Source organism: Crocosphaera sp. Alani8 (assembly GCF_038442745.1).
GTDB lineage: Bacteria > Cyanobacteriota > Cyanobacteriia > Cyanobacteriales > Microcystaceae > Crocosphaera.
Genome location: NZ_JARVCN010000060.1, coordinates 1 through 12,178 on the forward strand (window position 1 = coordinate 1; position 12,178 = coordinate 12,178).

At 37.2% G+C, this 12,178-nt stretch carries 10 protein-coding genes; 5 read left to right on the forward strand and 5 right to left on the reverse strand.

The genetic code is table 11. The annotated features are described in order from the left end of the window. Positions 1-10: 10 nt before the first annotated feature. Both P9B04_RS04685 and recQ read right to left on the reverse strand, forming a co-directional pair. Positions 11-169 carry a hypothetical protein gene (locus P9B04_RS04685; protein ID WP_342053840.1) on the reverse strand — a complete coding sequence of 53 codons (159 nt, stop codon included), beginning with the start codon at positions 167-169 and terminating at the stop codon, positions 11-13. A 433-nt stretch (positions 170-602) separates the two neighbouring features. Continuing rightward, positions 603-2,735 (reverse strand): DNA helicase RecQ, encoded by a 2,133-nt coding sequence (gene recQ / locus P9B04_RS04690; RefSeq protein ID WP_342053841.1) that lies wholly within the window; start codon positions 2,733-2,735, stop codon positions 603-605. Between the two features lie 294 nt (positions 2,736-3,029). Here recQ and gpmI point away from each other — a divergent pair, with 294 nt between their 5' ends. Together gpmI and secG are read left to right on the forward strand one after the other, a co-directional pair. Then, a complete protein-coding gene (gene gpmI / locus P9B04_RS04695; protein ID WP_342053842.1) occupies positions 3,030-4,628 on the forward strand; it encodes a 2,3-bisphosphoglycerate-independent phosphoglycerate mutase in 1,599 nt (532 codons plus the stop codon). Positions 4,629-4,666: 38 nt separating this feature from the next. Further along, positions 4,667-4,906: a preprotein translocase subunit SecG gene (gene secG, locus P9B04_RS04700; protein ID WP_009545604.1), complete on the forward strand. Its 240-nt coding sequence runs from the start codon at positions 4,667-4,669 to the stop codon at positions 4,904-4,906. A 353-nt stretch (positions 4,907-5,259) separates the two neighbouring features. Here the strand turns inward: secG and P9B04_RS04705 are convergent, their stop codons facing one another. The 3 genes from P9B04_RS04705 to P9B04_RS04715 form a co-directional block, all read right to left on the reverse strand. Further along, positions 5,260-5,490 (reverse strand): type II toxin-antitoxin system CcdA family antitoxin, encoded by a 231-nt coding sequence (locus tag P9B04_RS04705; protein WP_342053843.1) that lies wholly within the window; start codon positions 5,488-5,490, stop codon positions 5,260-5,262. A 114-nt stretch (positions 5,491-5,604) separates the two neighbouring features. After that, positions 5,605-6,075: a ribonuclease HI gene (gene rnhA / locus P9B04_RS04710; protein WP_342053844.1), complete on the reverse strand. Its 471-nt coding sequence runs from the start codon at positions 6,073-6,075 to the stop codon at positions 5,605-5,607. Positions 6,076-6,195: 120 nt separating this feature from the next. After that, positions 6,196-8,430 carry a RelA/SpoT family protein gene (locus P9B04_RS04715; protein WP_342053845.1) on the reverse strand — a complete coding sequence of 745 codons (2,235 nt, stop codon included), beginning with the start codon at positions 8,428-8,430 and terminating at the stop codon, positions 6,196-6,198. Between the two features lie 268 nt (positions 8,431-8,698). Here P9B04_RS04715 and patD point away from each other — a divergent pair, with 268 nt between their 5' ends. From patD to P9B04_RS04730, 3 genes are all read left to right on the forward strand, one after another. After that, the gene (gene patD, locus P9B04_RS04720; RefSeq protein ID WP_342053846.1) at positions 8,699-9,067 is read left to right on the forward strand and encodes a heterocyst frequency control protein PatD; all 369 of its coding nucleotides are present in this window, start codon (positions 8,699-8,701) and stop codon (positions 9,065-9,067) included. Positions 9,068-9,499: 432 nt separating this feature from the next. Further along, positions 9,500-11,257, forward strand: a complete 1,758-nt coding sequence (locus P9B04_RS04725; protein ID WP_446717965.1) for a papain fold toxin domain-containing protein — start codon at positions 9,500-9,502, stop codon at positions 11,255-11,257. A 43-nt stretch (positions 11,258-11,300) separates the two neighbouring features. Continuing rightward, positions 11,301-11,615 (forward strand): hypothetical protein, encoded by a 315-nt coding sequence (locus P9B04_RS04730; protein ID WP_342053847.1) that lies wholly within the window; start codon positions 11,301-11,303, stop codon positions 11,613-11,615. Positions 11,616-12,178: the final 563 nt, after the last annotated feature.

Genomic DNA, 12,178 nt, shown 5'->3' on the forward strand with positions numbered 1-12,178 from the left:
TCTTTGTCCCCTAACTTTCGGCGAGTCCCCCCAGACTTTTTGAGAAGCTTCGTTGTGCTAAGGGATGTTTTAGTAGATCAAGTCCCATTCCTAACTTTTGAGATCCTTGTCCAGGAAAGACCCAGACAGTTACTTTTGTAGATTTTGGCAAAGCTGTTGCTAGCATCATATCACTTTAATTTTTTAATAATTTTATTTATTCTCAGGAAGAATGCCCTTAATATTAAGTACAGAACCTTATAAAAGCGACTGCATATTTACGTATTTTCTTCATATTTTTGTATAGTTTTTTAGGTAACTTTACGTAAGAGCATGTCAACCTTACGACCTAGTATATATACTCATCAAGTAAAATTTTTAATCGGCTTGGTTTTTGGACTTATACCAATTCTCAAAAGTGACTGGAGACTTAGTAGGTTGGGTAAAACGATAGTGAAACCCAACCTACACTTTTAACAGAATCTATCTAGCTATTAATGAGAATTGGTATTATCCTTCTCTTACCAAAATTGTGTATCTTCAAAAGTGACAAAAACAAAATAAGGATGATGATACACTACATTTAAATTTTTCTATCGCTACAGATTTATTCAGTATCTAAATCATTTATTCTCTCGTCGATACCAAGCACGAGTTAATCTCAATTCATTATAACTATAATCATCACCTAGATGATTTTTTAATGGAGTTAATGAACTATCTCCAATGGTTTGAATGCATTTAATAATCATAGTTTTTTTGTGTTGGGGAATAAAGTCATTAATATCAATAGGTTGATTCATCTCGATTAACTCGGAAATATGATTATAAATAGTAGATTCTCTTAAATTTCTTCTCTCTGAAATTTCTGGAACGGTTAACCCTTGTTGATACAATTGAAAGGTAATCATATTACTAGCAGTGGGTAATGGTGTGGGTAAGCTTTGTTGCTGACAAAATTCTCTAATAACTGAGACAAAGCTATCTCCATATTGTTGGGATTTATAAGCAGTGACTCCAGAAATTTTCTGAAATGTTTCTAGGTTTTGAGGTTTAATTTGTGCCATTAATCTTAAACTGGAATCAGCAAAAACAACGTAGGGTGCAATATGATTTTGGTCAGCTAAGTGTTTTCGTAGTTGTCTGAGTTTATCTAATAAAAGGTCGCTTTCTGCTTTTCTGGGATTATAATCGTTTGTTGCTTTAGATACTAAAGATTTCGTCACAGCAACTTCAACTTTTCTCTCGTTTCTAAAGATTTCCCAACTGTACTTATTTAATTTTAAAACTGGAAATCCATCTGTAGTTTCATTAACAAAACCTTGATGGATTAATGATCGTCCTAACATCTTCCATTCTTCTACACTTCTCTCTTTTCCGATGCCATAAGTTGAGAGTAAATGGTGTCCATATTTTTCAATTTTTTTCTTTTTAGATCCTCTTAAAATATCGATAATATGACTCATACCAAATCTTTCTTGGCAACGAGCAACACAGGATAAAAATTTTTGTGCCTCGATTGTCCAATCTTCGATAGGCTTGGGATTTCTACAGTTATCGCAGTTACTACATTTACCCTTAAACTGCTGACCAAAATATCTTAAAATGATACTTCTTCTGCATTCATTTCCTTCTGCATAGTCCACCACTTGTCTTAATTGTTGACGAGCAACCTTTTGTTCATTGAGATCGCTTTTTTGGTCGATTAAATATTCAATTTTTTTTAAATCTCCAAAGCTAAAAAATAAAGCACAATTAGCTGGTTCACTATCTCTTCCTGCTCGACCAGATTCTTGATAATAACTTTCTAAATTCCTCGGTAAATCATAATGAATAACAAAGCGAACATCAGGTTTATCAATACCCATTCCAAAGGCAACTGTTGCTACAATTATCCTTACATCATCTCGAATAAAACGAGTTTGATTAATAGCTCTTTCATCGTCGTACATTCCAGCATGATAGGGCAAAGCATCGATTCCATCTTGTTGCAGTCTAAAAGCAATAGTTTCAACGTTCTTGCGACTTAAACAATAAACAATTCCTGAACCTTCTTGACTACGAATGTAGTTCAACAACTGAGTATAACTTCTTTTTGATTTGGGTTGTACTTCATAATATAAATTTGGGCGATCAAAACTAGCAAGATGAATAGAGGGATTTTTTAAGCCCAATTGTTCAATGATGTCTGCTCTCACCCGTTTCGTTGCTGTTGCAGTCAAGGCTAATACAGAAACGTTGGGATAACGTAATCTTATTTGTTTTAATTGTCGGTATTCTGGTCGAAAATCGTGACCCCAAGCAGACACACAATGAGCCTCATCGATAGCAAAACTAGACAAACCAATCTTTTGACTTAAAAAGTCTAAAAAATTCAAAAAACTCTCATTTAGTAACCTTTCAGGAGCAACATATAACAACTTTATTTTGCCTTTTAAAATAGCATTTTCCCGTGACTGTAATTCTTGACGATTTAATGTACTGTTTAAAAAAGTTGCTCCTATACCATTATCCATCAACGTGTCAACCTGATCCTGCATTAAGGCAATAAGAGGAGATACTACTACACATATCCCAGGTTTGAGTAAAGCCGGTAGCTGAAAGCATAAAGATTTTCCTCCACCTGTTGGCATGATCACCAATAAATCTTTATTGTTTAAAGCCTCATTAATAATCTGTTTTTGTCCAGGACGAAATTGCTGGTAACCAAAGAAATGTTGAAGGGCGTTTTCTAAAGAATTAAACTGAGATAGCATAATCTAGAATCGTACTTTTTATGATTTCATGACTTTAAAGATAAGATAATCTTCTCTTAAAGTTTAGCAAAGAATACGAAATAAAGTATAAAGAATGTACCAGCAAAATATTCAACCAATAAAACAAGTCTATTGAGGATTTCCTTACCCGAAAATATAACTATTCTCCAAGAAGTAACCTAAGTATAATTGCCAAATAAAAAAAGTGATTAGTAATACAGACAAATCTGGATAAATAAACAGTAAAAATGTTATAATTCTAATGCATGGAAAATACAACGTAGGTACAAGAACATGGCACAAGCACCTGTATCTCCAGTGGTGCTGGTAATATTAGACGGCTGGGGTTATCGTCCTAAGCAAGAAGATAACGCAATTGCGATGGCAAAAACTCCAGTAATGGATTGCCTGTGGACAACCTATCCCAGAACCCTAATCAAAACATCGGGTAAAGACGTGGGGTTACCACAAGGTCAGATGGGTAACTCGGAAGTCGGTCACCTCAACCTTGGTGCAGGGCGTATTGTTCCCCAAGAACTAGTGAGGATCTCCGATGCGGTGGAAGACGGTTCAATTTACGAAAACGAAGCCCTGGTTAGCTTGTGCGAAGAGGTGCAATCTCGTAAAGGAAAACTACACCTAATCGGTTTATGTTCTGAGGGTGGTGTTCACTCCCATCTCAACCATCTATTAGGACTTCTAAATCTAGCCCAAAAACAAAATTTAGAGGATGTCTGCATTCATGCTATTACCGATGGAAGAGATACCAATACAACAGACGGAGTAAAAGCGATCTCCCAGATTGCTCAACACATAGACAAACTGGGGGTAGGGCGTATTGCCACCGTGAGTGGACGGTACTACGCAATGGACCGCGATCGCCGTTGGGATCGAGTGAAACTAGCCTACGATTTAATCACCCACGATGGTCCCTGCGATGGACGTTCAGCTATCGAACTATTAGAAGATTTTTACAGTCAAGACAAAACCGACGAATTTATACCCCCTACTCGTATTGCTCCAGGAGCCATATCTGCGGGAGATGGAGTAATTTTCTTTAACTTTAGACCAGATAGAGCCAGACAGATTTGCTCTGCTCTCACTGTGGTTGATTTTGATGGTTTTGAGCGGGAATTAATCACGCCGTTGAGCTTCGCAACCTTTACCCAATACGATCCACGACTACCAGTCAAAGTTGCCTTTAAACCCCAAAACCTCAACAATATCTTGGGGGAAGTGCTTGCTAACCGTGGGTTAAAGCAGTTTCGAGTAGCGGAAACAGAAAAATATCCCCATGTTACCTATTTCTTTAACGGGGGTTTAGAGCAGCCCCTAGAGGGAGAAGATCGGGAGTTGATTCAAAGTCCGATGGTAGCTACCTACGACCAATCCCCGGCCATGTCTGCTGAAGCGGTTACCGCAGCTGCCTGTAATGCGGTAGACAGAGCCGTCTATTCCCTCATCGTCATTAACTATGCTAATCCCGATATGGTAGGTCATACAGGGAACACAACCGCCGCTATTGAGGCTGTGGAAACGGTAGATAACTGTTTGGGACGGTTACTATCCAGTGTTAGTAAACTGGGAGGGACAGTCATAATCACAGCAGATCATGGCAATGCCGAAACCATGAAAGATGATAACGGAAACCCTTGGACAGCACACACCACTAACCCAGTTCCCTTAATTTTGGTAGAAGGGGAACGACGGAAAATTCCCGGTCATGGTGGTTTAGTAGAACTTAGAGATGATGGCAAACTAGCTGATATTGCTCCAACCATTCTCCAAATTTTACAACTTCCCCAACCATCTGAAATGACTGGACAATCCCTCATCGAACCTGCAGAAATAGAAATTAGAGCCAATCGTACCCCTGTTCGTATTGCTCGTTAGGGTAAGATGAAAAAGCATAAACAATTCTTAAAGAAACGATGACATTACCACAGCTAATCCAAATCATTTGGACTATCTCAGGGGTTTTATTGGTGGTTCTCATTCTCTTACACAGTCCCAAAGGGGACGGTTTAGGGGGTATCGGAGGCCAAGCACAGTTATTTACCTCTGCAAAAAGTGCCGAAAAAACCCTAAATCAAATCACTTGGACTCTGAGTACGGTTTTTATTGCCTTAACTATTGTTTTAAGTGCAGGTTGGTTAACCCCTCAAGGTTAAAACCAATAACTGACACCTTGCACCAGTACATAAAAACTTAAATTAGTCAGCAGTTCCTCACTCCGTTCCGGCGCTATCGCACAGCGTTCGGCTTTCATCTCTTAGCTGAAAGCGTTAAGCTTATGTTTAATCTCACTGACAGCATAAGATAGAGATTGATATGTTTCAACTGATGGCTGATAGCTGATAGCTGATAGCTAAACGCCTACAAACTAGCCAGTTTTATCGAAGGTGCAAGATGTGAGAATAACACTATCAGTTAGCGATCGCTCCTCTATGTTTTAGATTGAGAGCGATCGTTTTGCTTTTACCCCGAAGTAACTAAAACTGCAACAAGACAGATCCTAACCGATTTAATCGTTCCATTCTCCACGGGGTGGTAAAGGGGGGTTGCGACGAAATCTGCGTGTTAAATCGTCATCTCTGTCTCTTTCCCCATTCAACCACTGCTTAATCGCTGTTTCAATAATGCGACTAGGATCATTAGTTAGGTGTTTGAGTTGTTCTAGCACTTCTGCATCAATGCTAATAGAGATTTCTACCTTATCAATGTTTCGCTTAGTAGAGGTCGCATTATCGTTCATAACTTTCTTCCAATCTTCTCTATCCTATTGTACAAGGAAGGGAATTCCTTTCGGTTGTTATCTATGAAAATTTATTGGTTGATGAAAATTTATCGAAAAGAATTGTTAAATTACTTAATATTCCTGCTCGTACACTTCATCAACGGATAACTCTAGTTGTTGACAAGCGGCCACAGCCAAGCGATCGCATTGCTCGTTTTCAGCATGACCCGCATGACCTTTAACCCAAATAAATTCTACCCGATGTTGTTGACATAAATCTAATAATCGTTGCCATAAATCAGGGTTTTTGGCCTTCTCTTTTTTGTTCCTCTGCCAATCATTAGCTTGCCATTTTTTAGCCCATCCTTTGGTTACAGCATCGACTAAATAACGTGAATCCGTATATAAAGCAACTTCGCATGGGGTTGTCAAAGCTTCTAGGGCAATGATAGCAGCCATCATTTCCATACGGTTATTAGTTGTTAAACGATAACCTCCTGATAATTCTTTGCGGTGTTGATTGTAGCTTAAAATGATTCCGTAGCCCCCTTTCCCTGGGTTGCCAGAACAAGCCCCATCGGTATAGATTTGTACCTTTTTCATAGTATTTAATACTTTCTGCTCTTTATGTCTAAGGAATTGATTGCAACGGTTATCTACAAACAACATTAGACTATCATTTAAAGAGCCTTTTTTATTTCCTAGAAATGACAATTCAATAGTTTAAAAATTAACACCATTTACTCGATGAATATTGAGAACATCGCTCATGTTGCTAATACTATTGATTAGATAATCTAATTGTTGACGATCGCGGATTTCGATGCGTAGATTAATAATTGCTGGCTTATTGCGTCCAGTTTTTACCCCTGCGTTGCAGACATTAACATGATGGTTACTGACCCGTAATAAAATATCTTTGAGAACTCCAACGCGATCGAGAACTTCGATTTGTACATCTACTGGATAAGTAGACACAAAACCTTTATTATCTTGGGTATTCCAGCGCACAGGAATAAATTGTTCCCCTGAAACATTTTCGATATTAGAGCAATTTTGGGTATGGATAGAAATGCCTCGATTTCCTTTGGTTACCACCCCAATAATAGGTTCTCCGGGCAAAGGTTTACAGCATCCTGCAATGTGATAAACCAGTCCTTCTACTCCTAGAATGGGGGACTTATTGGGTTTAGTGGGACAAGAGGGGGAAGGAGATGCACTGGGCAAAGTGATTGCATGGGGGTCTTCTTTTTGATGGGTTACTGTCACTTCCCTAACTCGGTTTACCACTTGGTTGAGGGTAATACCTCCGTAGCCTAAACCAGCCAGTAAATCATCTACAGAATGGTAGTTACACTTTTGGGCAACAGTTTGCATCGGTTCGGATTTTAATAAGGCTTCAAAGCCATTTTTACCTAATTCTTTCTCTAAAATTTCTCGACCTCTGCTCATGTTTTCTTCGCGATGGGATCTCTTATACCATTGACGAATGCGGTTGCGCGCGGTGGGGGTAACTACAAAGTTTAACCAATCTAAGCTAGGATGAGAGTTCTTTTGGGTAATAATTTCAACAATGTCACCATTGTTCAAAGGTTGGTCTAAAACAGACCATTTTCCATTAACTCTAGCCCCCTTCATGTGGTTGCCTACTTCTGTGTGGATACGGTAAGCGAAGTCTACAGGGGTTGCACCTCTCGATAGTGCAATCACGTCTCCATTAGGAGTAAAAACATAAACGTCGTCATCAAAGAGATTTTCCTTAAGGTTATCGACGTATTCTTGATCGTCTTTAAGATCGTTTTGCCAGTCGAGGAGTTGTCGCAACCAAGTAAATTTTTCGTCCTCGTCGGATAATTGGCTATGGTCAGATCCGCCAGTTTCTTTGTATTTCCAGTGTGCTGCAATCCCGTATTCCGCAATATGGTGCATTTCTAGAGTGCGAATTTGAATCTCTAGGGGACGGCCATTGAGTCCCACTACTGTTGTGTGTAGGGATTGATAACGGTTGGGTTTGGGAAGTCCAATATAGTCCTTAAAACGCCCCGGCATGGGTTTAAAGATGTCGTGAACCACTGCTAAAGATCGATAGCATTCCTCGTTAGTGTTGACGATGATGCGTAGGGCTGCGAGATCGTAGATTTCGTGAAACCCTTTGTTTTGACGGCGCATTTTGGAGTAGATACCGTAGAGATGTTTAGGCCTTCCTTGTAACTCGATGACTTGGACACCTATCCCATGAAGTCGTTTTTGTAGGATATTTTTGACTGTTTCGATACGGGTTTCTCTATCAATACGCTTTTCTGAGACATGGTTTTGAATCTCTCGATAATCTTTTGGATCTAGATACTTAAAAGATAGATCCTCTAGTTCCCATTTGACACGCCAAATTCCTAAACGGTTGGCTAGAGGGGCAAATATTTCTTTGGTTTCCAGGGCAATGCGTCTTTGTTTATCCGGTCTGAGGGGGTCTAATGTACGCATATTGTGGAGGCGATCGGCTAATTTAACCACAATGACACGAATGTCTCTGGCCATGGCGAGAAACATTCTTCGGAAGTTTTCTGCTTGTTGTTCTGTTTTATTGGAGAAGTTAAATTTTGAGAGTTTGGTCACCCCTTCCACTAATAAGGCGACTTCTGGCCCGAATCTCTGTTCTATGTCTTCTACGGTTACTTCTGTATCTTCTACCACATCGTGGAGGAACCCGGCGGCAATCATGGCCTTATCTCCCCCTAAATCCCTTAATATGCCAGCGACAGCTACTGGATGGGCAATATAAGGTTCTCCTGACTTACGGGTTTGTCCTTCATGAAGCTTATAGGCAAAGTTAAATGCTTGACAAATTAGGTCTATGTTCTGATTCGTTTTGTCCGACTCGTAGCATAGTAAACACTCGTTCAGCCAGTCCGGGAGGATGAGATTTTGGGTTTCGGTGTCAGGAAAAGTAACTGCGTTCATAGAATAATCAACCTAGGAGTCAGAAGAAGAAGGATGGATATGAAAAATGAGGCCATGGAAACGCTGATGCTTTCCTGAAGGTGTGATGCGGAAAATTTGAACTGCCTGTTATGGTCAGCTTTACCATGTTTTTACCATCAGCACTGCCCCGACTGTTAAAAGAGAGGACATCTTTTAATAATTTCAGTTTAAGGACAGATTTAGACTCGTTAAAGTCCCTCAGAAATATTAATATTAATTTACAAATTCTAACTCAATATGGTGTCCTATGTTACTGAAATTTTATCATCAGTCCTACAAAGAGCTTTTGGTTAAGCTTTTGGGACTGCAAGACCTAGTTATATCTGAGGATATGGACATGATAATGGTTAAAAGTGCTTACGAGCAGGTGCAAACTATTTTTCAGGCTCAGATTCTGAGTGTGAATCTAGATGAATTAGATTGTAACGCAATCTCATTGGTGCGATCGGCACAAACAGAACTTTATAAAAATTTAAGACTATTGAGAACTGATCTACTATTTTTAACCTCCTCTCGTCAGACCCAGACTAGAGAAAAACGAGTGGAGAAGGTACAACAAAAAGTTAAAGAACTAATTGGATATTGTGAGGGGATTATTAATCAATTAGAGCAATAGTATTTAGACCTATTCCTTCACTCTCCTAGATGAAGAAATAAGCAACAAGAAATCCATTTATTATTAATAGTTTATAAATAGGCAATAATTGGTTGTGTTAACTAAGTATCTGTTCCCTGATAAAAAACTTATTATCCAACCTATTCACAAATATTTACCTTGGCAATTACAGTAAGCAATCAAAGCTATGAATACATCAAAAATAGAGAGAGATTTAGAGAAATACAGAATATATTTTCTAGATAAATGTCGTTTGAATTTTAATGAGTTTAATTATGATAATTTAATAGAACTGAGTACATTTATGATGCAAATGACCAATTAATTGAAATTATTTATCCTGAGTTAGCCGATAACCCAGGAATTAACTTTACCAGAACTAATACTTATGATGAACGAGATAGATTAATTACTCAAACTGACCCCACTGGAGTGTATTTAGACAGTGGAAATACCCTTGAATATAGCTATGATTTAGCAGGAAATCGAACCTCTGTTACTACCCCATCGGGAACCGTTTATTACACCTTCGATGAATGGAATCGTTTAAAGACGGTAACAGATGCGGATAATCATCAGACCATTTATGTTTATGATGGGGTTAGTAATTTAATTGAAACCACTTTCTCTAATGGAGTTATAGAAACAAGAAATTATGATGAATTAAATCGATTAATTAAGTTAGAGAATAAGTTAGGTGAACAAGTCATTTCTGGTTATGAATATACCTTAGATAAAGTTGGTGATCGTCTCAAAGTAGAAGAAGCAGATGGAAGGATTGTTGAGTATGAGTATGATGATTTATATCGATTAATTGAGGAAATTATTACGGATTCATCGGATACAGTTAATGATGGAAGAGTAATTGGTTATACTTATGATGCGGTAGGAAATCGGTTAACTAAAGTTGATTCAATTGAGGGAACAACTACTTACGTTTATAATGCTAATGATTGGTTATTAACTGAAACTAAAGATAATGGGGAAGTTAAAGAATATGAATATGATAATAATGGTAATACGATAAAAACAATTGAAGGAACAGCAGAAACGCTTTATGAGTGGGATAAAGAAAATCGATTAGTGTCAGTAACTTTATCTGATGGAACTGAAATCAATTACGAATACGATGTCAATAATATTAGAACGTCTCAAGAAGCTAATGGGGTCAGAACTGATTATTTAGTTGATAGTAATCAAGCTTATGCTCAAGTTTTAGAGGAATATGTAGATGGTGAATTAGAGGTTAGTTATGTTTATGGATTAGATTTGATTTCTCAGGAAAGAAATGATGAGACGACTTTTTATCAAGTAGATGGTTTAGGAAGTGCGAGAGTTTTAACTAATGAAAATGGTTTAGTTATCAGTAGTTATGATTATGATGCGTTTGGAAATTTAATTAATTCTAATAGTAATATTGACAATAATTATTTATTTGCTGGTGAGCAATTTGATGATGATTTAGGAGAATATTATTTAAGGCAAAGATATTACAATCAGGAAGTTGGGAGATTTACTAGACGAGATACTTATGAGGGAAGAATTAGTGAACCAATAACGTTGCATAAGTATCTTTATGGTAATGCTAATCCTGTTGTTTATGTAGATTCAACAGGATTATATAGTATAGCTGAAGCTCAAGCAGCTTCATCAATTGCCAATACCCTTAATGAAATACAATTTAGTTCAGGACAAAATTTCTTCTTTGCTGCTTTAAACAATGAAGAACCTACTCCAAGAAGTATAGGTTTAGGCATTCTTTTTGACCTAACTTTATTAACTATTATTCCAGCGGCTGTCCTTGCTATTCCAGTTGCCTATGAAAATGTAGTTCGGCGTGGTGTTGGCGGTTTAATTAGAAAAAGTGGACTGACTGAGATAGGTGTTTGCGACCAATGTGCTTTTCTTGTTAAGAAAAGTTTAATTAAAGAAGGAATAAATGGTAGATATATTAGAGTTGAAACATCTGGAACTAGCGGATCATTGGGTCGTATCTGGGATGATGGAACAGAGCAATTGATTGCAACAAATGGATATCATGAAGCTAATATTGTTAATATTAATGGAAAAGAAATTGTTTTTGATAACGTTTATCCAGATGGAAAAGAGTTTCAAAAATGGTGGAATGATTTGTATGTTGATCATACTCCTGATAATAAACCAATTATTGTTAGAGATGAATTATTTTAACTTATTAGCTGTATCTTGGTAAATAAACTCATAGAATAATAGCATGGAAAATGATTTTTATACTCTCCTTGAAAACATAAAAAAAAGACCACCTCTTTATTTAGGTTGGTATTCTATTTTTGCTTTTGAATCATTTTATAGTGGATATTTAAAGGCTAAAGAAATTTCGTCTTTATCTCTAACGGATCAAGAAAAAGAATTTCAAGAATTTCTAATATGGATACAAGAAGATTATTCTTCTGTAAAGGTTAACCGCTCATGGTCTGTCCTTATGTTTTTATTTTCATCAGATGAAAGAAAAGCTCTTGATAAATTATTTGAGTTATTTGAGCAATATCTTGAACAAAAAAATAATTAACTAAGGTTGATTTAGTAGAAGGAAATACAAGTTATATTGATGATGCTAATGACCGTCTCTTAGAATCGACCATCAATAATACAGTTACTCATTATCAATATGATGATAATGGTAATCTTATTAGTCAAACAGTTAATGGTCAAACAACTACTTATACTTGGGATCTTCAAAACCGTTTAATTGAATCTAAAACAGCTGATGGAGATGTTATAAGTTACGAGTACAATGATAAAAACATCCGTGTTAGTTCGACAGTTAATGGCCTTAAAACCACCTATTTAGTCGATAGTAATCGTCCTTATGCTCAAGTTTTAGAAGAGTATGAAGATGATAATTTAAAAGTCCACTATGTACATGGATTAGATTTAATTTCTATTGAGAAAAATGAAGAAGTTGCTATCTATTTGGTTGATGGATTAGGTAGCACTCGCACATTAACTGATATAGATGGAAATGTAGTTGCAACCTATGACTATGAAGCTTTTGGAAATTTGATTGACTCAACTGGTGATGGTATCTTCTCAAAAAGCCAGGGGTCACTCGCTGCGAAAACTTAGGCCAAA